This window comes from Streptomyces sp. NPDC089919 (assembly GCF_040684615.1).
Lineage (GTDB): Bacteria > Actinomycetota > Actinomycetes > Streptomycetales > Streptomycetaceae > Streptomyces.
On the sequence record NZ_JBFBGK010000066.1, the window covers coordinates 1 to 21,014 of the forward strand.

Here is a 21,014-nt window from a genome sequence, read left to right on the forward strand (position 1 = left end):
ACCGGACGGCAACGTGACATTGACGGCCTCCAGCACCTCCACCGGCGCCCCCGCCGCACGGGCGGCGGCATCCAGCGCCACATGGAGACGGAAACCGGCCCGCTGATGGCGCAGCCCCGGGGCGGGGGACATCAGGAGCGACTCCCCCAGCAACTCGTAGCGCACGGAACGGTCCTCGGGCAGGCCCAGGACGTCGGCGACGCTCCAGGGCCCGTGGTGCCCGGCAATGCCGGCAACGCTCATGGTCCCGTTCACCTCCTCATCGCGTACGGCCAGTGTGGACTGCGATCGGCGCCCGTGTCTCCTGCCGGCCGGTCCCCGCGGCGGCGTGGTCCTGAAGCGGTCCGGGAACGCGGACTGTTCGCGGGGCAGGACCGGGCCCGGCTCAGGTGACGTAGTAGGCCGGGCCGTGCGGGCCGGCCTCGTCCTCTCCCAGCAGGCCGTCGGCCTGCAGGCGGGTGCAGGCCCGGCGCACCTGGGCGGGGGTCAGTCCGAACTCCTCGCCCAGCAGGCCGGTGGGCAGGGCCTGCCCCCGGTGGTAGCGACCGGCCCGGATGCGGGCGCCCACGGCGGCCACCAGCGGCAGGTCGTGCGGGTGCACCTGGCCCGGGCCCAGCACGATGCGCAGGCGGGGGCGGCAGATCGCGATCTCGCCCAGGATGTCCATCCGCCGCACGGCCTGCCGGACCGCGATCCGTGACACCCCCAACTCCTGTGCGACGTCGGCGAGCCCGCCCATCACGTCCCCGGGGCCGTACCGCCGCCGTACGTGCGCGCGCACCATGTTCAGGACCTCCGCCTCCCGGCCGCCCGGTCCGGTCTCCGACGTACCCGCCGCCATGTCCGCTCCCCTTGTCCTCACGTGACACCACGCCCCCGGTCACGACCACGGGGATTGTGCCCACGCCCGCCCCTCCCCCCTCAGCCGCTTCACCTTCCCCTAAGGAACTGCGCAGGTTGCGCCGGGGTGCCGCGCCGCAGCCGTACGGGGTAATCGCGGCCGTCTGCGTGCGTCACGCGCGGCGGATCGGAGAAGGGCCGGAATGATCTGCGACCGGCCGGCCCGTGCCTGCTCCGGCCACCCGTCGTACGACACCGGGAGACACATGCCAGCGAACGTCCTGTACACCGGAAGGGTCCGCCGTCACGGACGGTCCTCATGGCTGGCTGCTCTGTGCACCCTCGCCGCCGCCCTTCCCGGCACCCTGTCCGCCGCTCCTGCGTACGCCGCCCCGCCCTGCCCCACGCAGTCCGGTGTCGCGGGGACGTACACCTCCGGGAACCGGACCTGCACGTACACCTTCCTCTCGGGGCTCGACCAGACCTTCGTCGTGCCGGCGGGCATCGGCTCGGTCACGGTGGCGGCGACCGGCGGCAGGGGGGCCACCCCCGCTTCCGGACCCTCCGGAGGCGGCGGGCAGGGCGGCGGCGGCGCGACCGTCCGCGCCGACGTCCCCGAGAGCGTCCTCGACGCGGACCGCACCCTGTACCTGAACGTCGGCGGCAACGCGACCGGCGCCAACGGCGGTGCCAACGGCGGCGGTACCGCCGGCGCCGGCAACGGCGGGGGCGGCGGTGCCAGTGACGTCCGGCTCGAACCCGGGTCCGTTCCCCTCCCGACGACGGACTCCCGTCTCCTCGTCGCCGCGGGCGGCGGGGGCGGCGCGCTCGGAACGGCGGGCTTCGGTGCCGGCGGCGGATCCGCACCCGGCCCCGGCGGCCAGGGCGGACAGGGCAGCAGCGGGGGACCCCCGGGCGGCACCGGCGGGGCCGGCGGGTCCTTCGGCACCGCAGGCGGTGCGGGCGGGGTGGGCGGACAGGGTGGCGGTGTCACCCGCCCGGGTGGAGCCGGCGGTGGCACGGCCGCCGACGTGGCCGGCGGCAGCGGCGGCGGCGGTGGCGGCGGGGCGGGCGCCTTCGGACGCCCGGGCGCCGGTGGCGGCGGCGGTGGCGGCGCCACCGGTGGTGGGGGCGGCGGCGCCTCCCCGACCGTCGGCGGCGCCGGCGCCCTGGGGACCGGGGCCGACGCCCCGGCCGGCGGGGGCGGGGCGGGCGGGGCCGGCTACTACGGGGGCGGCAGCGGATCCGTCGACGGTTCCCCCTCCGGGGGCGGCTCGGGGTCGTCCTTCGCCGACCCCCGTACCACCTCGCGCACCGTGGCTCCCGGGCCCACGAATCCGCAGATCCAGGTCAGTTACCAGCTGGGCACCACGGTCACCTCGGTGACGTGCGAGCCCGATCCGACCCCGCTCGGCCAGGGCTCGACCTGCACGGCGACGGTCAGCGACAGCACCGCGCCGACGGGCACGGTGGACTTCACCGTCGACGGCGTCCTCGTCGGCGACGACGTCCCGCTCCAGCCGGCCCCCTCCGGCACCAGCTCCACCGCGTCGTTCACCACGGACACCGCCCTGGGCGTCGGGGACCACCCGGTGGGCGCCTCGTACAGCGGCGACGCCGCCCACGCCCCGTCCACGGGCGCCACCACGCTCGCCGTCGCGCTCGTCGCGTCGGCCACCTCGGTCGTCTGCGCCCCGAATCCGGTCCCGGCCGGCCAGGCGTCGGCCTGTACCGCGACGGTGACGAGCAGCGACGGCACGTCCGCGCCCACCGGCACCGTCGTGTTCACCGTGAACGGGACCTCCGTCAGCAGCTCCCTGTCCCCCGGTGCGGGGGGCAGTTCGACCGCGCAGTTCACCACGGACACCGGCCTGGCGGTCGGCAGCTACCCGGTGACCGCGGTCTACGGCGGCGATGCCACGCACGCCGGGTCCACGGGCGCCACCACCCTGGGCGTGGGCCTCCTCGCCACGACCTCCCTGCTCTCGTGCTCCCCCAATCCGGTCCAGGTCGGCCAGGGTTCGACCTGCACGGTGACGACCAGCAGCACCGGCGCGCCGACGGGCACGGTGGACTTCACCGTCGACGGCGTCCTCGTCGGCGACGACGTCCCCCTCCAGCCCGCCCCGTCCGGCACCAGCTCCACCGCGTCGTTCGCGACCGGCACGGCGCTGGCGGCCGGCAGCCACGCGGTCGTCGCCTCCTACGCCGGCGACGCCACGCACTCGGGGTCGACGGCCAGCACCTCCTTGACCGTCAACCCTTCGGGCGGTGGGGGAGGCGGCGGCGGCTCCTTGATCAACCTCAACGGCATCATCACCGCTTTCAACAACATCTCCATCAACAACAACATCAAGAGCCCTGGCGGCACCAACGTCACCGACCAGCAGTTCCGCCCGGCCCCTTAGGGCAACCGAGTCCCGGCGACGCCGTCGGCACCCCCACCGGTACCGACGGCCCGCGGGCACCCTCACCGGTCCGCTGCGAGCGCGAGACCACCACCAGCTCCCTCAGCTCGCCGGGTCCGCATCCAGGTCGACGTGATCGGCCGCCTGGCCCGCGTACGTCACGGTGAAGACGTCGAAGCCGCGTTCCTGCCACTGCGCGGTGGCGAGCAGCCCCGTGACCTTCCGCCTGCAACCTCCCAGACCGACGTCCACGTACAAGAAGCCGCGGTTCGTCCTGAGTACGGTGACCGCGTGGCCGACAGCGATCTTCTTGCCCACCATCTGGACGTGGAAGAGGTCACCCGGGGCCTTCGCCTTGGCGGTCAGGTGACGGGTCAGCTCGTCCATGCCGTACACCGTGGCGCCCTCCTTGCCGTACAGCTGCTTCGCACCGTCCCTCGGCCAGGTCTCCCCGGCCCCCGGCCGACGGGTCGGTACCGTGGGGCGGCCCTTGAGCGACTCGATGACCGCGGTGTTCACCATGGCGCATCCCTCGGCCCTGAAGTCGAGATCGTTTGTGATGTCCTTCAGCTTCCGTGCCATGCGCTGCGGTGAGCCCCACAGGGAGGCGTCCGGATCCTCCACCGCGGCGGTCATGGCGTCGACATACGCCAAGGCGGGGCTCTTGTCGACGAAGCCCTCCCGGGCCAACCGGTGGAAGGTCCCGGACATCTGCTCCAGCACCTTCCAGGTCGCCGTCAGGCATCCGGCGACGTTCCCCAGGTCCCCGTCACCCGGGGGAGTCAGGTGGGACGGAGAGCCCTGATGGAAGGCCGTGCCGGGAATCCGGTCCGCCTCGCTCTTCAGTTCCTCGTACCTGAACTGGTAGGCGCTCGCCCTCCCCAGGAGGTCCTGCACGAGGAACGACGTCTTCCGGGTCCTCCTGTGCCGTGTGACCAACTCGCTGGTGAGGGCATGCCGACCACCGGACATCGTCCGTCCGGGACTTTCCCGGAGCTTCTCCAGCAGAGCCACCGACGCATGGAAGTCCTCGTTCTGCCACACGTCCACGAACGCCGTCTCCAGGCAATCGACGGAGGCACCCACCAACCACGTGCCGGCGCCGATCCCCGTCCGCTCTTCCCACGGCTCCAGGGACATCAGGTCCGGCGGCAGCGTCAGCTCGTCCCCCAGGCGCCACGGCTTGAAGAAGGGGTACACCGTCGCGAGCAGTGTGCCCGCCTCTCCGACGGACGAGAGGACCTCGCCCGCCGAGCGCGCGGCGCGTTCTGTCATGCTCACACGTTCCACCGGCACACCTGCCTCCTGCTCCGGGCCCGCGAAGCCGTTCTCGCGAAACCGCCGTGTCCCCGACTGTGGACCGGCTACGGGCAGGAATCGCTCCCTTTCACGCACCCTTACACGCAGCGCTGCGTGGTGTTCTCGGAACACGGGGCCGCGGCCGCCTCCGGCTCGGCGCGGGGGACGCCGGCGCGGTCGCTCAGTCGGCGGGGCGCCGGCCGAGGGACGGGGCGAGGCGGGTGGCCATGTCGGTGAGGATCTGTTCGTAGTCGTCGGGCGCGAAGGTGAACGGGAGGGCGAAGGCGACCTCGTCGATCTCGCGGAAGGCGGCCCTGGCGACGAGCCGTTCGGCGATGTCCGCGCTGCTCCCGACCAGGTCGGGGGCGAACATCAGGCGGGCCGGCCCCTGCGGTCGGGCGGTGCGCGGCAGCCGGGCGCGGGCGTACTCCTCGTACCGGGCGCGCTGGGCGGGCGTCGCGCTGTCGGTGGGGATGACGACGAGCCCCTGTGAGACGCGGGCCCCCGCACCGTCGGGGTGGGCGCCTCGGAAGGCCCTGATGTGGGCCAGCTGCACCTCGTCGAAGTCCTCGGACTCCTCGGCCTGGACGACGCTGCTGGTGAGGAGGTTCATGCCCTGCTCGGCGGCCCAGCGGGCGGAGCGCAGGCTGCCGGCGCCGTACCACATGCGGTGGATCAGTCCCGGGGAGTGGGGCTGGACCCGCTCGGAGTACGTCTCGATGCCCTCGGTGCCGCTGAAGCCCGAGGCCGGTTTCCCGGCGACCAGGTCCAGCAGGCGCCGCACCCGCTGGTAGCCAAAGTCCTCGACGTCCGCGCTGTCGGGGTACAGGGAGCCCTTGACCTGCTCCCAGTGGGTGGGCGGGCGGATGCTGACTCCGGGGTTGAGGCGGCCGCCCGACAGGACGTCCACGGTGGCCAGGTCCTCCGCCAGCCGCAGCGGGTTCTCCCAGCCCAGCGGTGTGACCGCGGTGCCGAGTTCGATGCGGTCGGTCCGCTGGGTGGCCGCTGCCAGGACGGCCAGGGGGGAGGAGATCCCGTGCTGCAGGTGCCGGTGGCGCAGCCAGGCGCTGTCGAAGCCGAGCCGCTCGCCGAGTTCGATCAGGCGCAGCGTCTCCTGGTGGCCGGGGCCGGGATCGGCTGCGTCGAACAGGCCGATGGTCAGGAAGCCCAGCTTGCGCAGCGGTCGTGACGGGTCCGTCACCGGTTCCTCCTTCGGGGACGCGGGTTGCCGCCCGGCCCTTCCTCGTCGGTCCACACAGCGTCCCGCACCGGCCGCCGACGCGCCCGGCCGTTCGGCCTGCGGCGTGTGGGGCGGCGGCGGGGCAGGGGCGGAGGGTAGCCTGCGCAGGACCGGGGGCACGAGGCGTGGAGCGAGGTCAGAGGTCATGGGACTGTGAGCGACCGTACCGCCGGAGCGCCGGTCTTCGACGCCCATCTCCACATCGTCGATCCGCGGTTCCCCCTGGTCCCGAACGACGGGTACCTGCCGGATCCGTTCACCGTCGACCGGTACCGCGAACGGGTGGCCGGCCTCGGCGTCCGGGGCGGCGCGGTCGTCTCGGGCTCCTTCCAGGGGTTCGACCAGAGCTACCTGCTCGACGCCCTGGCCCGGCTGGGCCCCTCCTACGCCGGTGTCACCCAGGTGCCGGCCGGTGTCACGGACTCCGAGATCGCCGCTCTCGACGCCGCGGGGGTGCGGGCCGTCCGTTTCAACGTGCACCGCGGCGGGTCGGCCCCGCTCGACGAGCTCGCCCGGCTCGCCCGGCGCGTCCACGACGTGGCCGGCTGGCACAGCGAGTTGTACATCGACGCACGGGCCCTTCCGGACCTGGCGGGAACCCTGGCCGGGCTGCCCGCGGTCAGCATCGACCACCTGGGGCTGCACCGGGACGGCCTGGTGCACCTGTTGGGGCTGGTCGAGCGGGGCGTCAAGGTCAAGGCCACCGGGTTCGGGCGCATCGACCTCGATCCCGCCGAGGCCATGGCCGCCGTCCTGAGGGCCGACCCCACCGCCCTGATCGTCGGGACCGACCTGCCCTCCACCCGTGCCCGCCGCCCGTTCCGGGACGAGGACTTCGCCCTGGTCGCCGAGACCGTCGCCGAGACGGTCGGCGAGGAACACCTGCACGCCGTCTTCTGGGGCAACGCCGCCGAGTTCTACCGGCTGCCGTCCGGCGCTCCGGAGGAAGCCGGTCCGCCCCCGCGGGACTGACCGGGCTCCGGCCGGGCTCCGGAGGAGCGGGCCGGGGGCGGATGCGCCAGCATGGGATCCGTGCTCCTTTCGAAGATCGCCCTCGTGTCGTGCCTGGGCGTCGGCGCCGCTCTCGTGTCCGGCGGGCCGGCCGGTCCGCCCGCCCTGGGTGCCGTCGGCCGGGGGACGGCGTGCGGGTCGACGGCGGTGTGCTACGTCGACGTGCCGGTCGCCGAGGTCTGGACGGACCCCGCCGACGTGCGGCCGGTCGACGCCCCGGCCGTCGGGCACCCCGCCGACGTCCGCGGTTGGCTGGAGGGCATGAGCGAGGGGCAGTTGCGGCGCATCCCCGGGGAGACGCAGGCGCTGTACGGGACACGGGTGACGGTGACGGACTCGCAGTGGTACGACGGGGTGCTCTGGGACCACGTCTGGGTGCACGGTCAGCCCACGCCCAAGGACACCGCCGGCCGGGGCGCCTACCCGGGCTGGGTCCCCGACCGGCAGCTCGTCCGGACCCCGCCGCCGGCACCGGCCGGGACGCACGGGGAGCGGGTCGTGCGGCGGACCGCCTGGGGCTACGCGTCGGCGGAGGCGGCCCGGGCCCGGGGCGCTGCCGGGAGGACGGCCGAGTACTCGTACAACACCGCCTTCGCGGTGGGCCCGGGCACGGTGGACGGTGTCACGGCCGCCGCCACGGACGACGGCCCGGTCTTCTTCCGGAGCACGGACCTCGCGGCGGTGCCGCAGGAGCCCAGCGGAGCGGACGTCGTGGCGGAGGCGCGGGCCTTCCTGGGCCTGCCGTACGCCTGGTCGGGCGCCTCCGGGTTCGGGTTCGACTGCTCGGGCCTGACCAGTCAGGTCTACGCGCGCCTGGGCGTCGTCATCCCCCGTGACGCCGGGCCGCAGTTCGACGCCGGTACGGGGGCGGCGCCCGCGGGCTCGGCCCGGGGGGTGCGGGTCCACGACCTGGACGCGCTGCGCCCCGGTGACGTCGTCGCGTTCCGCGCCGAGGCCGGCGGGCCCGTCGTCCACGTCGGCGTCCACACCCGCACGGACGAGGACGGCGAGGCGCTGATGATCGACGCGCCGGGGACCGGTGAGGTGGTCCGGGAGGAGCCGATCGTCTCCTCGGGGCACGTCTTCGCGGGGGCCACCCGCTTCCTGGCCCGGTGACCGGCCGTCGGAGGCAGCCGCCGCGGGCGCCCGGCGGGGCTGCCGCGGGGGTCACAGGTCCACGTCGTCGCCGAGCTTGCCGGAGTACCAGAGGCTGAAGTCGGTCTTGCCGAGTCCGATCATCGTCTTGATCGCGTGCTCGCCGCTGACGCCGTTCTCCAGGTCGAGGAAGCTCTTCGGTGCGACGGCGACGATGACGTGCCCGCTTTCGGAGTTCCCGCCACGGAGCTCGAAGACGGTTCCCGGCTGCGCCTGGCTGATCACGCGGAGGACCTTCTTGAGGGGCACGTCGCTGAGCAGCGGCTCCCCCAGACGGGCGGTACGGGCTTCCGGACCGAACTCCTTGGGGACCGTGTCCCTGCCGAAGGAAGGTACGGTCGGCCGGCCGTTCAGGGTCTCCACGAGGGCGTAGGTCGAGGCGTAGCAGCCACCCGGGTAGTCCTTGGGGAGCTCGAGCTTGCTGCGGTGGGTGGCGAGCGCGTCGAAGACGTCCGCCACGCCTCCGGGTATCTTCTCCGTGCGCGTGGCCCATCCGACCAGGTCGTTCGAGACCTCCTTCGGGTCCGTGTTCAGCATCCGGGCCGCGAGCTCCGCCTCCCTGCTGCGGATCCGGTCGTTGAACGAGGCTTCGAGGGAGAGCGTTTCGGTGAGGAGCTCGGTCGCCTCCTCGAGCCGGGCCCCGAGGTCGCCGTCGTCCTCGGGCTCGTAGAAGAGCCGGCCGTCCTGGTACTCCTTGATGATCCTCTGGATCTCGGCATCCGCCTGCTCGGCCGGGATCAGCTTCTGCTTCAGCCGCTCGTCGACCCTTCTGATCCGGTCGGCCATGGTGTTGCCCGAGCTCGCCTGGTTGTTTCCCATTACTTCTTGCCCATCATGTCGAGGCTCTTCTTCAGGGAGGAGATGTGGATGCGGAGCGTCGCGTTGAGCGATTCGACCGCCCTGACCGTGTCGGCGACGACGGCCGGGTCCGGCACGTAGAGGTTCCGGGTGTCGTGGTTGCAGACGAGTTCGTCCTGGAGGACGGTGAAGGCGGCGTCGGTCCAGCCCCGGCCGTCCTTCGGGACGCCGGCGGCGGCCTCCTTGGCGATGAGTGCGTGTTCGTCCCCGGTCAGCGGGCCGCTCTCCTCGATCTCCGCGACGGCGGCGGTCAGGACGGCGCGGACCGTTTCCTCGTACCGGCGCTTGCTCCAGCCGGCCGACGGCTGCTTCTCCTCCGTACCCGGTGTCGGATGCGGACGGAACGCCCACGTCCCGGACGGGCCCAGGCGGTGGGGGCAGACGTAGCTGCCCTCGCCGGACACCACCTCGAAGCCGGCCTCACCGGGCTGGGCGCAGACGGCCCACCGCAGCTCGTCCAGCGCCTGGTCCCCGTAGTGGCCGGCGAGGTCGGTGCACAGGGTCTTGAACTGGGTGAGCGCGGGCTCCGGACACTGGCCGAGGACGGCCATGCCGGCGAGCCCGGTCTGGTCGGGCACCGCGGGTACGACTGCCAGCTCGGCCGCCAGCGCCGTGCGGAAGCCCGCGGTCAGGTCGAGGTGCCGGAAGAGGTCGGGGTAGGTGGATTCGTGGAGGATCATGAAAAGGCGGTCCCGTCGGTTTCGTGGTCCCCCCACCTGGCACCACTCTCCCGGGGCCCGGCGCGACCGGGGACGTCCGCCCGGTCAGTCTTCCGGGCCGTGGGGGTGCCCGGCCGGAGCTCACCGGCCGGCGCGTTCCGCCATGACCCGCAGGGTCTGCCGCTGCGACAGCCAGCCGATCATCGTCCTGCCGTCCTCGTCGAGGACCGGAAGCACCCGGGCGTCCTCACCGGAGAAGAGCGCGAGGGCCGTGCCGAGGGTGGCGTCGGGGGCCAGGGTCGGTGGGAAGAACGCGGCCTTCCAGAGCGGGTCCCGTCCGCCGGCGCCCGAGTTGAGCGCCGAGGAGACGGCCAGCGCGTCGACCATCCCCCGGTACGTCCCGGATTCGTCGGCCAGCGGCAGGCTCGCCTGGCCCGACGCGATGAGCGCCCCGATCGCCTCCTCGAGCGGGGTCCCGGGCGCGAGGCCCGTGGGCGGTGGGTCCATGACGGCGGCGACGGGACGCCGGCCGGGCTCGTCCTGTTCCAGGTCGATCCCGCGGCGCCGGAGCTTGGCCGTGTAGACGGTGTCGCGGCTGAGCAGCCGGCTGACGGCGGTGGCCACGGCGACGGCGGCCATCAGCGGGAGGATGATCCCGTACTCCCCGGTCAGCTCGTAGACGATGATCACCGCGGTGATGGGGGCCCGGGCGGAGCCGGCGAAGACGGCGGCCATCGCGACCACCGCGTAGACCACGGGTGACCCGGTCACCTCGGCGGAGGCGTGGTGCCAGGCCTGGCCGTAGGCGCTGCCGAGCATCCCCCCGACGAAGAGGCTCGGTGCGAAGACCCCGCCCGATCCGCCGATCCCGATGGTCAGGCTGCAGGCGAACACCTTTCCGAGGAGCAGGACGAGCAGGAAGCCGATGGCGTACCCGCCCTCGACACCCTTCTGGAGGACCGGGTAGCCCACGCCGTACATCTGGGGCAGTGCCAGCAGGAACGCTCCGAGCAGGAGTCCGCCGACGGCCGGGCGCAGCCATTCGGGCCCCCGCCAGAGCGCGTCGCACCCGTCTTCGACGAGGTAGAGCACCTTGGTGAACAGCACGCCCACGACGCCTGCGACGGCGCCGAGGAGGAGGAACAGGCCGTAGGCGAAGACGTGGTCCACGGCGAGCGGGGGCAGGTCGAGGAAGGGCTCGTCGCCCAGGACGGAGCGCCCGATGACGCTGGCTGTCACGGAGGACAGCACCACCATGCCGAAGCTGCGTACCGCGAAGTCCCCCAGGATCAGTTCCATGGCGAAGAAGACGCCGGCCAGGGGGGCGTTGAAGGTGGCGGCGATGCCGCCGGCGGCGCCGCAGGCCACCAGGAGCCGGGTGTGCGCCTCGCCGGCGCGCAGCCAGGACCCCAGGGACGAGCCCAGGGCGGAGCCGATCTGGACGATGGGCCCTTCGCGGCCGACGCTGCCGCCACCGCCGATGCACAGGGCGGAGGCGACGGACTTGACCAGGGCGACGCTGGAGGCGATCCGGCCGCCGCTGCGGGCCACCGCGTACATCACCTCCGGTACGCCGTGTCCGCGGGCCTCCCGGGCGAAGCGCTGGACCAGCGGCCCGTAGAGGAGTCCGGTCACCACGGGGGTCAGGAGCACGAAGTACGGGCCGAGCCAGGGCACGTACGGGTTGTCGGCCCGCCCGGCCGCCGAGTAGTCGGCGTGGCCCGTCAGGACGCGGGTGACCCCTTCGATCATCCAGCGGAACAGCACGGCCCCGTACCCGGCACCGACACCGGTCACGACGGCGAGGGCGGCGAGCCCCCCGGAGGACTGCCGGACCCAGCGCACGACGGTGGCGAGCGCGCTCCCCGCGGGCTTCGCGTACTGCTCCGGACCCGGGGCCGGGAGGTGAGGCGTCATGGGACAACTGTGGGCGCGCGCCGGCGGTTCGGCGTCGATGACACGCACCCGCCCGTCGGCTCACGGACCCGGGGTGCTCCGGTGGCGCCGCGGCAGGTCCGCCGACGGGTGGGGGCGGGCGTCCACCGGGTGGGTCCCCCGGCCGGGGGGCGAGCCCGGCGGCGGTGCGGCGGAACCTGGTGCAGGGGCCACGGGAAAGGCATCAGGACGATGGACATCACGACGACGCTTCGTTCCACCGACGGTCAGCGGGTCGCCCCGGGCACCGGACCGGTCTTCCGCGACCCGGCCGCCTCCCGGTCCCAGGTCGTCTCCGACGCCTACGACTGGGTCCTCGAGACGTACGGGTCCCCGGCCGCCGCGGCGGCCGGGCCGCACGGCGCCCGCGCGGGGGCGTGACCCGCCGGCCCGCCGCCCGGCCGCCGGGCCCTCAGGCCCCGGCCGCTTCCGGGCGGTGCGCACCGACCAGGTCCAGGTAGTCGGCCGCCAGGCGGTGGCAGTCGCCCGGCCACCGGGCGGAGAGGTAGTTCCCGTCCCGGACGGTGAACCCGCGCCCCGGGCGCCGGGCGGTGTCCCGCCGCGGCAGCCGGGGACCGGCCAGGAAGTGCCGGGGGTCGGCCAGGGCCGCGGTGACCTCCTCCTGGACCGTGGTCGGGTAGGTGCGGTAGTACCGGCCCAGCCACAGCCGGGTGAGGTTCCAGCCGGTCAGCTCCAGCAGCGTGGTCAGCGCCGTGGTGCGGCGGCCGTACAGCACCGAACGCCCCGTGGCGGGGTCCTCGGCGCGCGCCGCCAGGAGCACCCCGTGGCACACCGCGCCCACCGGCAGGCCGCGGGTGAACACGTCCGCGAACAGCCGCTGGGCGGTGGCGTCCTCCAGCATGGTGCGCATCCCCCGGGCATGGCCGCCGGGCACGAACAGGCCGCTCACCGCGGCGGGGTCCACCTCGGCGTACGACACCGGCGACCGGAAGGCGGCGTCCTCGGTCAGGCGCCGGTACGCGGCCAGTTCGGCGCGGCGGGTCATCAGCCAGGGCGAGAGCCAGGAGAAGCCCGTGTCCGTCAGACGCCGGTCGGCCAGGGCGACCCGGCCGTCCGGGGTGGCGAAGTACACGTCATGGCCGGCCTCCCGCAGCGCCGCCCACGGAACCGCCGCTTCCGTGGGGTCGTAGTCGGACGAGGGCAGCAGGAAGAGGATCACGCGTACTCCTGGGGCGGTGGGCGGCCTGGTGACGGACCGGGGGCGGTGCGGGGTCACGACGGTGCGGGACCCCGGGGACATGCGGCCGAACGGCCACCGGACCGCCGACGGGGGGACGGATACGGCCTGCTCCCGGGGTCCCTGGGGCCGACAGTACGGGGGCGGGCGCCGCGCCGGCATTGACCGGGGAGGCCAACTCCTTGACTCTCCTGACGCGGCGCGGCGTTGACGCGGTGCCGTGCCCGGGCCTTGACTGGCCGTCATGTCCGGCATCCAGTCAGCCTCCGTCTCGGCGGGCTACGCGCTCGCGGTCCTCAACGCCACCCCCGAGGGCGGCGGCCGGGTGGCCCCCTGGTCCTCGAACGGGGAGCGGCTGCCGTTCGCCGAGGTGCGCGCCCTGTGGGACGCGGCGCTCGCGGGACCCGACGGGGACCCGGGTGTCGGGCTGCGGGTGGGTGACCGCATCCGTCCGGACAACCTGCACATCCTGGGCCACGTGGTCCTCGGGTGCGCGAGCCTGGCGGAGGCGGCGGCCGCCGCCGAGCGCTACCACCCCCTCGTCAGCGAGGCGGGCTCGGTCGCGCTGCGCCGGCGGGACGGGGTCGCCGAGGTCCGCTACCGGCCGCTCGACCCGGCCGCCCTCCACCCCCAGCAGGTGGAGGCGGTCGTCGCCGGCATGGTGCGGGCGGCCCGCTGGGTCGCCGGCGACGACTGGGCACCGCTGTCGGTCTCGTTCACGCACGCGCGCGTCGCCCCGGTGCAGGAGTACGCACGGGCGTTGGGCTGCCCGGTGTCCTTCGGTGCTCCGGAGAACCTGATCGAGGTGGCCGACGCCGACTTCGAGCAGCGCCGCACCCCGTCCGATCCGGCGCTCGGCGCGCTGCACCGGGCCTACGCCGAACGGCTGTTGGAGCGGCTGGCCGGGCGGGAGACGGTGGCCCGGCAGGTGCTGCGGTGGCTGGAGCGGGCCCCCCTGCAGGGCGTGCGCCCCGACGACGCCGCCCGCGAGTTCGGGCTGGGGGTGCGCAGCCTGCGCCGGGCCCTGGCCGGTGACGGGACCTCCTGGCGCGAACTCCTCGACACCGCGCGGCACCGGCGGGCGGTGGCGCTGCTGGAGGTCACCGACCTGCCCTTGGACCGGGTCGCCGCGGCGGCCGGACTGAGCGGCGGGGCCGCGCTCGTACGGGCCTTCACGCGCTGGGAGGGCATGCCGCCGGGGGCGTACCGCACGCAGCGCACGGGCGGCGGGCCCGGGGCCGCCGGGCGCCGTCCCGCGGCGGGTGGCTAGGACGGGTCCGGGCCTGCCCGCCCGCCGCAGGGCGGCGGACGGCGCGGGCGGGCTCACATCGGGGCGGCCCAGGTCGCGTCCGGGGTCGAGAGCCGCCACATCGCGGTCGCGCCGAGGACGAGCAGGGCCAGCGCCAGGGCCAGCACGGGCCAGAGCCCGCCCGTCAGCAACAGGGCGCCGGTCAGGGCGCCCAGGAACATCGCGGCCACGGACAGGATGCGCCGCCCGGGCCGGGGTGCCGGGCCGCCGGCGGCCGTGGAGTCGGCGGCCAGGCCCGTCAGGGTGAGGGTGAGCACGGTCGTCGTGAGGTCCGGGACGCCGAGCCGCCGGGCGACGGCGTTCTGCAGTCCCATCGCGAGTCCGAGGAAGACGATCACGGGGTACCCGACGGCGGTGCCCACGTCGTCGTGGCCCGTCAGGACCGCGCCGAGGGCACCGGCGAACAGCACCGCCTGCACGGTCATGGCCGTGGCGAGCAGCCGGCCCCGGTGGCCGGCGAACCGGACCCCGAAGCGGCCGCCGGCCAGCGCGCCGGCGAGGAAGGCCGCCAGCGAGACGACGGAGGCGAGGGCCGAGAGGCCCTGGGCGTCGGCCAGGGCGAAGCCGAGGAAGACCACGTTGCCCGTCATGTTGGCGACGAAGACGTGCCCGAGTCCCAGGTAGCTCACCGCGTCCACCAGGCCCGTCACCACGGTCAGGGCCAGCAGCACCGGCGGCAGCGGCCCGTGCCGGTCCCCCTTGGGGGGGACCAGCGTACGGGCCGCGTCACGCAGCAGGGCGCGCACCGGTGGCTGCTCCTTCGGCGACGGTGCCACGGTGCAGCAGGACCCGGACCAGCAGGCCGCTGACGGGGCCGATGACGAAGGCGGCGGCCGAGACCCACACGGGCCACGGGTCCAGTCCGAGCACCTGGTCCGCGGCGGCGCTGCCGGGTCCGGTGAACGCGAGCGCCCCCGCCACGACGACCAGGAGGAGCGGGTACTCGTACCCGTCGTTCTGCACCCAGAGCCCGTGGCGCCACTTGACGGTCACGGCCACCGTCATCACCCCCGCGGCGGCCATCGCCGCCAGGGGGGTGAGCAGCCCGGCCGCCAGGAACAGGCCGGAACCGATCTGGCCGGCGCCCGCGGCGAGCGCGGTGAGCCGGCCGCCCCGGAACCCGTCCCGCCGGAACTCCTCGGTGCCCCCTGCCAGGCCGGCGCCGCCGAGCCGGAAGGTGACCTTCTGCACGCCGTGCCCGGTGATGAGGAGTCCGGTCACGATCCGGAGGATGAACAGTCCGGTGTCCATGGTGTTCCCGCCGTTCTGCGTCTGCTGTCTCGTCGTGCGCCGGGTCAGCCGGCGGCGTGGGCGCCGATCACGGCCTGGGCGTACACGACGCCGAGGCCGTAGGCGCCGGCGTGCTCCTTGGCGAGGTCGGTGGTGGCGACGTACGTCTCGCCGCGCGCCCAGTCGCGCTGGAGCTCCAGGAGCACCTGGACCCAGGTCATCGGGACCGCACCGGCCTGGACCATGCGCTGCACGGCGTGCTCGTGCGCCTCGGGGCTGACGCCCGCGCACGCGTCGGCCACCACGTAGACCTCGAAGCCCTGGGCGATGGCGGAGAGGGTGGGCAGGGCCACGCAGATCTCGGTCCACAGGCCGGCGATGACGAGCTTGGTGCGGCCGGTCGCCTTCACCGCCTCGACGAAGGCCTCGTCCTCCCACGCGTTCATGGTGGTGCGGTCGATGATCTTCTGGTCGGGGTGGACCTCGGCGAGCTGCGGCATGAGCGGGCCCGAGAAGGACTCGGCGGCCACGGTGCTCAGCACGACCGGCACGTCGAAGATGCGGGCGGCCTTGGCCAGGCCCACGGCGGCGTTCATGGTCGCGCTGCGGTCTCCGCTGGCGGCGGCGAAGAACATCTGCGGCTGGTGGTCCACGAAGAGGACCACGCAGTTGTCGGGGGTGAGCAGGTCGGCGCTGGGGGTGGCGGTGACCTGGGTGGTGTCGAGCATGGGAGGACTGCCTTTCGTACGGATGTGCAAGGGGGTCGGTGGGTTCAGAGGGAGACGCAGGGGTCGACGAAGCCGGTCCCGTCCGCGTCCCCGGGCTGCGGTGCCAGGCCGCGCCGGGCCCGCCACCGCAGGTGCTCGGCGGCCTCGCCGACGGCCTCGCCGATCAGTTCCGCCTGGCGGACGCCGCCGGGGCGGGCGGGGTCGGCGGACCGGTAGCCGCCGAAGCGGGCGACCGGGCTCCAGCCTGGGCTGACCGGCGGCAGTTCCTCGTCGAGGCCCTCGTACTCGCCGCAGGCGTAGACGATGCGGCCGCCGACGACCGTCAGGAGGGACTCGATGTCCGCGATCTCGGCTTCGGGCACCGTGAAGTAGTCATCGGACAGGACCGCGAAATCGCCCAGGTACCCGGGGCGCAGGATGCCCTTGACGTCCTGCTCGCCGGTGAGCGCGGCGCCCGCGGCGGTGAACATCGCGAGGGCGGTGTGCCGGTCGACCCGGTTGGACGGCGGGCGCAGGACCACGTCCCCGACGGTGCGGCCGGAGACCAGCCAGTGCAGGGCGACCCACGGGTTGTAGGTGGAGACCCGGGTGGCGTCGGTGCCGGCGCCGACGGTCAGGCCGCGCTCGAGCATGGCCTTGAGCGGCGGGGCGTCGGCCGCGGCGCCGACGCCGTAGCGGCGCGCGAAGGCCTCGCCCTGGAACGACAGCCGGTTCTGTACGGACAGGGCGCCGCCGAGCGCGGCGATCCGGTCCAGGCTGTCCTCGGTGACGGTCTCTGCGTGGTCGAAGAGCCAGCGGTTGCCGGCCGGGAAGAGCCCCTCGGCGGCGAGGCGTTCGAAGACGGCCAGGTCGCGCCGGATCGTCTCGTCGTACGTCGCGTGCAGCCGAAAGCCCCAGCCGTTCGCCGTCAGGAGGCGCACCGCCTGTTCGAACTCCGCCTCGTAGGCCGCGGCGAGTTCGGGACGGGGCTGGGTGAAGTTCTCGAAGTCCGCGGCGGCCCAGGTCAGGTTCTCGCCGGCGCCGTTGAGCCGGAGCCACTCGTCGCCGTCCTCGGGGCGGGTGGTGGCGATCCACCGGGTGAGGTCGGCGAGTTCCTGCCCCGCGGTCTGCGGGAAGAGGTGGTAGGCGATGCGCAGCGACAGCTGGCCGGCCTCGGCGAGCTCGACGACCGTGGCGTAGTTGTCGGGGAAGTTCTGGAACCCGCCGGCCGCGTCGATGGCCGAGGTGAGGCCGAAGCGGTTGAGCTCCCGCAGGAAGTGGCGGGTGGAGGTCTTCTTGTCCTCGTCGTCGAGGACCGGGGCCTTGGCGAGGGTCGAGTAGAGGATCAGGGCGCTGGGGGCGGCGAGGAGCATGCCGGTCGGCCCGCCGTCCCGGCCTCGGACGATCTGGCCGCCCCGGGGGTCCGGGGTGTCGCGGGTGAAGCCGGCGGCCTCGAGGGCGGCCCGGTTGAGGATCGCCGACTGGTACAGGTGCAGGACGAAGACCGGCGTGTCCGGGGCGGCGGCGTTGAGTTCGGCGACGGTCGGCAGCCGGCGCTCGGCGAACTGCTCGGCCGACCAGCCGCCGACCACGCGGACCCACTGGCCCTTGGGGGTGCGGGCGGCCTGCTCGCGCAGCATCGCGAGGCCTTCGCGCAGGCTGCGCACCCCGTCCCAGCGCAGTTCCAGCACGTAGTTGAGGCCGCCGCGGATGACGTGGAGGTGCGAGTCGTTGAGCCCGGGCACGATCCGGCGGCCGAGCGCGTCCACCACCCGGGTCGCGGGGCCGACGTGGGCGGCCATGTCCCGGTCGTCGCCGATGGCCGTGACGCGGCCGTCGCGGACGGCGATCGCCCGGGCGGCGGGGCGGGCCGGGTCGCCCGTGTGGACCTTCGCGTTGCGGACGACGAGGTCCGCGGCGTCAGGGGTGGCGGTGGGCACCAGTCCCCCGACCGGCATCGTGGAGACCATCCGAATTCCTCCTGTGGCGTGGGCCCGACAGCGCTGTGCAGGCGCTCCCCGCAGGGCCCTGACGGGCGACCGGGGAGCGGCAGTTGCACCAAAGCACCGTTGCGCGGCGAGCCGCATCCACTCGTTGAACAGTCAACTTGGCGATGTCCCAGGGCCGGTTGGCGTAGGTCCATCCCGGACGGTCGCCGGTCCTCGCCAGTCCTCGGTGCCGCCGGCGTCGACCACCTGGAGGTGGAGGTGGTGGGCGCCAAGGGCGGTGCGTCGGAGCAGGACGAGTGGAAGGGCGACCAGAAGGGGCTGCCCGGGGGCGCCGGCTCGGACGTCGCGGCCGACATCAAGGTCTCGGCCCGCACCCTGACCGTCAAGGTCGGGGGCAACGGCGGGGCGAAGCCCACCGGCGCCAAGAGCAGCGCCGGCCGGCACGAGCGGCCGGTAGCCCCGTGCGGCGGCCCCCGCCCATGTGCTCAGCACACGGACGGGGGCCGCACGACGTCCGCGGCCCGTCAGCTGGGGGCGATCACCAGGACCTGGGAACTCCCGTCGCGCATCCCCGCGATGCTCAGGGCTCCGCCCCGCAGGCGGTCGGCCCCCTGGAGCCCGCCCAGGGGACGGAAGCCCTGCCAGGACGCCGGGAAGCGGATGTCGTGCCAGACGTTCCCGTCCGCGCCGACGGCGACGACCTGGGCCGTGCCGTCCGGCATGCCGGCGATCGCGACGGCGCTGGCGGACATGGTCGCCGTCGTGACGCCGCGCGGGGCGGCGAACCCGTCGTAGCGCCCGTCGGGATGCCGGACCTGGTGGTAGAGCGTGCCGTCCAGCCCGATCCCCACCAGCTGGGAACTCCCGTCCGGGAGGCCGGTGATGTCGAGGGCGGGGCCGGCGAAGTTCGGCGCACCGTGGGCACCGGGTACCCGGGTCCAGGTGCCCCAGGCGCCGCTCGACCTCCTGATGGTCAGGTACATGTCACCCTTGGGGCCGTAGCTCAGGACCTGGGTGCTGCCGTCGGGCAGGGCGGCGATGGCGGCCTTCACCGACGTCCAGGTCGTGCTGCCGTTCAGGCCGGGCACCCGGGTGAACCCGGTCAGGCGCCCGTCGGCCTGCCGAACCTGGTGGTACAGGGTGCCGTCGAGGCCGGTGGCGATGATCTGGCACGAGCCGTCGGGCATCCCCGCGACGGCGGTGTCCAGCACCGCCGCACCGGTCTGGACGGCGCTCGCGGCCGCCCCGGCCGGGCCGGCCGCCTCGATCCCCGCCGTGGCGCCCGAGGCGACGATGCGGGCCGCGGCCCCCGTCGCCGCACGAGCGGTGGGCCCCGGCCTGCCCTGGGCGTCCGGGCCGGCCGACTGCTGCCAGGCCTGCCACTGCCCGTCGGCCCGGCGCGCCGCCGTCCAGAGGGTGTTGTCGCCGTTGAGGGCGACCGCCACGGCGGACCCGTCGGGCAGGCCGGCCAGGGACGCCCTGGGCCCGTTGAACGTGGGCGCGCCGCCGATGCCGGGCAGCGGGGCCACCTGGCTCCAGCCGTTCGCGGACCGGACGGTGTGCAGGAAGGTCTGACCGCCCTGGTAGACGGGCTTGGGGGTGGGCGCCGGGCCGAACCACACGGGATTGGTGAGCGCCACCATCTGGTCGAGCGTGCTGCTGCCGGGCTTCGGGCGGCGCACCTCGGCGCGGGCGAAGACCGAGGCGTACCCCCAACCGCGCCAGTCGAGGCGGCCGGTGCCGCCGTCCCCGATCCAGGTCGCCAGCATCAGACCCCACTCGGTGTACAGGGTCAGGAAGGAGTTGGGGGCGCCGGATACCGTGACCGACACGTCCACCGCGTCGAAGAACGACACCGGGACCGAGTCGCCCGGGCCGCCCGAGCGGCCGTTGCAGCTCGCGTTGAGGTTGACGGTGACCTGGGCGGACTCCGCCAGGTAGGAATGGCCGCGGCGGACCCCGTCCAAGATCGCGTCCCGGGTCAGCGCGGTCGCGCGGACCGCCGTCTGCGGGAGGCCGACCACGTCCGTGGGCGCGTGCGTGTCGCTGTTCGCGACGGCGGGAATCCGCTGGCCGAAGAAGAGCATGGTGGCCCACATCGCGACGGCCGCCGCGTCGTCGAGGGTCCACGGACCGTTCCACACCTCGATGGCGTCGACGTCGGCGAAGCCGAACTCCCAGAAGGAACCGGGTGCCGGGGTGAGGGGGTGGGCGGCGGCCACCAGGCCGCCCCGGTCCCGGACGTGGTCGGCGTGCCGGGCCATGGCGCCCGCGTCCGCGGGCCCGAAGTGCCAGTCCGTCACCTCGCCCTGGGGCAGGCCCAGGGCGAGCCAGTGCCCGTGCCGGGTGGTCACCTCCTCGCCGTTGATGACGAGGATGTCCGAGGGGATGCTGCCGGCCCAGGAGACGCCGGCCGCACTGGTGTTGTGGTCGGTGGAGCCGAGGAAGTGCAGGCCGCTCGCGCGCGCCGCCGCCACCAGCTCCCCCAGGGTGCGTCCGCCGTCGGAGTGCACGGTGTGGGTGTGCATGTCCCCGCGGTACCAGAACGGCAGGGGGAACGGGAATCCCGGGATCTGGCCCCGGCTGGGCGCCGACGTCGGGAGGACCGCGAACGGGGTGCCGGCCAGGGGGGCGCCGTACTCCAGGGTGACCTCGACGCGCCAGTTCATCCCGGCGGGGTTGAACACGACGGGCCCCAGCGCCACCGACCACGTGCCCGGTTCGACGGGGCCGGGGACGTAGCCCGGCGTGGCGTCCGCGCCCGAGACCGTGAAGGAGTCGCGGGCCCCGCCGGACCAGCCGCGGAAGCCGGAGGGACCGAAGAGACCGATGTCGAGGACATCGGACATGATGCCGGGGAGTCCGTCGTAGTGGTCGAAGGTCCGGGTGACCGATATCCGGTTCACTCCCGCCGGGACGACGAACTCGACCGCGGACCACTGGTCGAACCCGAAGGGCGAGTGCCCGGGGTAGGCGGTGGTGACCCGGTCCCCCGGCCCGGGCGCGCCGGCGCCCCCCGAGACGGTCCGCGCGTACGCCGTGTCCACCGGTACGAGCGCGGCGAGGCCGCCGGCCGCCATGAGGGCGCCCAGGCGCAGGACGTCCCTGCGGCCCCGCCCGCCCGGCGGCCGGCGGTGCCCGGCACCGCAGTCGCCGCCGGAGTCCCCTTGCTCACCGTGATGACCACACACAGGTCTTCTCCTTGTCAGAAGAAAT

General features: G+C 74.3%; 17 protein-coding genes and 1 pseudogene. 5 read left to right on the top strand and 13 right to left on the bottom strand.

Annotated elements, in window-relative coordinates; all coding sequences use genetic code 11:
* Together AB0O40_RS24240 and AB0O40_RS24245 are read right to left on the bottom strand one after the other, a co-directional pair.
* Nucleotides 1-243 (bottom strand): annotated as a pseudogene (locus AB0O40_RS24240) (Uma2 family endonuclease); the annotation flags it as partial.
* 142 nt (nucleotides 244-385) lie between these two features.
* Nucleotides 386-841: a GntR family transcriptional regulator gene (locus AB0O40_RS24245; protein WP_365045416.1), complete on the bottom strand. Its 456-nt coding sequence runs from the start codon at nucleotides 839-841 to the stop codon at nucleotides 386-388.
* Nucleotides 842-1,106: 265 nt separating this feature from the next.
* Here AB0O40_RS24245 and AB0O40_RS24250 point away from each other — a divergent pair, with 265 nt between their 5' ends.
* Nucleotides 1,107-3,248: an Ig-like domain-containing protein gene (locus AB0O40_RS24250; RefSeq protein ID WP_365045419.1), complete on the top strand. Its 2,142-nt coding sequence runs from the start codon at nucleotides 1,107-1,109 to the stop codon at nucleotides 3,246-3,248.
* Between the two features lie 102 nt (nucleotides 3,249-3,350).
* On the opposite strand, the gene AB0O40_RS24255 is transcribed toward AB0O40_RS24250, so the two are convergent.
* Complete coding sequence (locus AB0O40_RS24255; protein ID WP_365045422.1) at nucleotides 3,351-4,523, bottom strand: hypothetical protein; 1,173 nt, start codon at nucleotides 4,521-4,523, stop codon at nucleotides 3,351-3,353.
* A gap of 205 nt (nucleotides 4,524-4,728) precedes the next feature.
* Complete coding sequence (locus AB0O40_RS24260; protein ID WP_365045425.1) at nucleotides 4,729-5,748, bottom strand: LLM class flavin-dependent oxidoreductase; 1,020 nt, start codon at nucleotides 5,746-5,748, stop codon at nucleotides 4,729-4,731.
* A gap of 192 nt (nucleotides 5,749-5,940) precedes the next feature.
* Here AB0O40_RS24260 and AB0O40_RS24265 point away from each other — a divergent pair, with 192 nt between their 5' ends.
* Nucleotides 5,941-6,759, top strand: a complete 819-nt coding sequence (locus tag AB0O40_RS24265; RefSeq protein WP_365045428.1) for an amidohydrolase family protein — start codon at nucleotides 5,941-5,943, stop codon at nucleotides 6,757-6,759.
* Between the two features lie 60 nt (nucleotides 6,760-6,819).
* A complete protein-coding gene (locus AB0O40_RS24270) occupies nucleotides 6,820-7,914 on the top strand; it encodes an NlpC/P60 family protein (RefSeq protein ID WP_365045431.1) in 1,095 nt (364 codons plus the stop codon).
* 51 nt (nucleotides 7,915-7,965) lie between these two features.
* On the opposite strand, the gene AB0O40_RS24275 is transcribed toward AB0O40_RS24270, so the two are convergent.
* From AB0O40_RS24275 to AB0O40_RS24285, 3 genes are all read right to left on the bottom strand, one after another.
* Nucleotides 7,966-8,772 (bottom strand): hypothetical protein, encoded by an 807-nt coding sequence (locus AB0O40_RS24275; RefSeq protein WP_365045434.1) that lies wholly within the window; start codon nucleotides 8,770-8,772, stop codon nucleotides 7,966-7,968.
* Nucleotides 8,772-9,491, bottom strand: coding sequence for a hypothetical protein (locus AB0O40_RS24280; protein ID WP_365045437.1), 720 nt, complete (start codon nucleotides 9,489-9,491; stop codon nucleotides 8,772-8,774). Before AB0O40_RS24280 ends, AB0O40_RS24275 begins: the two co-directional genes overlap by 1 nt.
* A 120-nt stretch (nucleotides 9,492-9,611) precedes the next feature.
* Complete coding sequence (locus AB0O40_RS24285; protein WP_365045524.1) at nucleotides 9,612-11,222, bottom strand: chloride channel protein; 1,611 nt, start codon at nucleotides 11,220-11,222, stop codon at nucleotides 9,612-9,614.
* Nucleotides 11,223-11,597: 375 nt separating this feature from the next.
* On the opposite strand from AB0O40_RS24285, the gene AB0O40_RS24290 reads away from it, so the two are divergent.
* Nucleotides 11,598-11,786, top strand: coding sequence for a hypothetical protein (locus AB0O40_RS24290; RefSeq protein WP_365045440.1), 189 nt, complete (start codon nucleotides 11,598-11,600; stop codon nucleotides 11,784-11,786).
* 31 nt (nucleotides 11,787-11,817) lie between these two features.
* Here the strand turns inward: AB0O40_RS24290 and AB0O40_RS24295 are convergent, their stop codons facing one another.
* Entirely contained in the window at nucleotides 11,818-12,585 is a 768-nt protein-coding gene (locus AB0O40_RS24295) for a type 1 glutamine amidotransferase domain-containing protein (RefSeq protein WP_365045443.1), read from the bottom strand.
* 262 nt (nucleotides 12,586-12,847) lie between these two features.
* Here AB0O40_RS24295 and AB0O40_RS24300 point away from each other — a divergent pair, with 262 nt between their 5' ends.
* Nucleotides 12,848-13,873 (top strand): AraC family transcriptional regulator, encoded by a 1,026-nt coding sequence (locus AB0O40_RS24300; protein ID WP_365045446.1) that lies wholly within the window; start codon nucleotides 12,848-12,850, stop codon nucleotides 13,871-13,873.
* 53 nt (nucleotides 13,874-13,926) lie between these two features.
* Here AB0O40_RS24300 and AB0O40_RS24305 read toward each other — a convergent pair whose 3' ends face one another.
* From AB0O40_RS24305 to AB0O40_RS24325, 5 genes are all read right to left on the bottom strand, one after another.
* Nucleotides 13,927-14,658, bottom strand: a complete 732-nt coding sequence (locus AB0O40_RS24305) for a YoaK family protein (protein WP_365045449.1) — start codon at nucleotides 14,656-14,658, stop codon at nucleotides 13,927-13,929.
* A complete protein-coding gene (locus AB0O40_RS24310) occupies nucleotides 14,639-15,163 on the bottom strand; it encodes a DoxX family protein (protein WP_365045451.1) in 525 nt (174 codons plus the stop codon). The genes AB0O40_RS24305 and AB0O40_RS24310 overlap by 20 nt, the downstream gene beginning before the upstream one ends.
* 44 nt (nucleotides 15,164-15,207) lie before the next feature.
* On the bottom strand, nucleotides 15,208-15,870 hold the full coding sequence (locus AB0O40_RS24315) for a hydrolase (RefSeq protein WP_365045454.1): 663 nt from the start codon (nucleotides 15,868-15,870) through the stop codon (nucleotides 15,208-15,210).
* A gap of 44 nt (nucleotides 15,871-15,914) precedes the next feature.
* Nucleotides 15,915-17,819 (bottom strand): amidohydrolase, encoded by a 1,905-nt coding sequence (locus tag AB0O40_RS24320; protein WP_365045457.1) that lies wholly within the window; start codon nucleotides 17,817-17,819, stop codon nucleotides 15,915-15,917.
* A 503-nt stretch (nucleotides 17,820-18,322) separates the two neighbouring features.
* Entirely contained in the window at nucleotides 18,323-20,989 is a 2,667-nt protein-coding gene (locus AB0O40_RS24325; RefSeq protein ID WP_365045460.1) for a CehA/McbA family metallohydrolase, read from the bottom strand.
* Nucleotides 20,990-21,014: the final 25 nt, after the last annotated feature.

Excerpts from the sequence above, each read along its gene's own strand:
- AB0O40_RS24245 (WP_365045416.1), bottom strand. The coding sequence starts at position 841 with ATGGCGGCGGGTACGTCGGAGACCGGACCGGGCGGCCGGGAGGCGGAG.
- AB0O40_RS24250 (WP_365045419.1), top strand. The coding sequence starts at position 1,107 with ATGCCAGCGAACGTCCTGTACACCGGAAGGGTCCGCCGTCACGGACGG.
- AB0O40_RS24255 (WP_365045422.1), bottom strand. The coding sequence starts at position 4,523 with ATGACAGAACGCGCCGCGCGCTCGGCGGGCGAGGTCCTCTCGTCCGTC.
- AB0O40_RS24275 (WP_365045434.1), bottom strand. The coding sequence starts at position 8,772 with ATGGGAAACAACCAGGCGAGCTCGGGCAACACCATGGCCGACCGGATC.
- AB0O40_RS24280 (WP_365045437.1), bottom strand. The coding sequence starts at position 9,491 with ATGATCCTCCACGAATCCACCTACCCCGACCTCTTCCGGCACCTCGAC.
- AB0O40_RS24285 (WP_365045524.1), bottom strand. The coding sequence starts at position 11,222 with ATGATCGAAGGGGTCACCCGCGTCCTGACGGGCCACGCCGACTACTCG.
- AB0O40_RS24290 (WP_365045440.1), top strand. The coding sequence starts at position 11,598 with ATGGACATCACGACGACGCTTCGTTCCACCGACGGTCAGCGGGTCGCC.
- AB0O40_RS24300 (WP_365045446.1), top strand. The coding sequence starts at position 12,848 with ATGTCCGGCATCCAGTCAGCCTCCGTCTCGGCGGGCTACGCGCTCGCG.
- AB0O40_RS24310 (WP_365045451.1), bottom strand. The coding sequence starts at position 15,163 with ATGGACACCGGACTGTTCATCCTCCGGATCGTGACCGGACTCCTCATC.
- AB0O40_RS24315 (WP_365045454.1), bottom strand. The coding sequence starts at position 15,870 with ATGCTCGACACCACCCAGGTCACCGCCACCCCCAGCGCCGACCTGCTC.
- AB0O40_RS24320 (WP_365045457.1), bottom strand. The coding sequence starts at position 17,819 with ATGGTCTCCACGATGCCGGTCGGGGGACTGGTGCCCACCGCCACCCCT.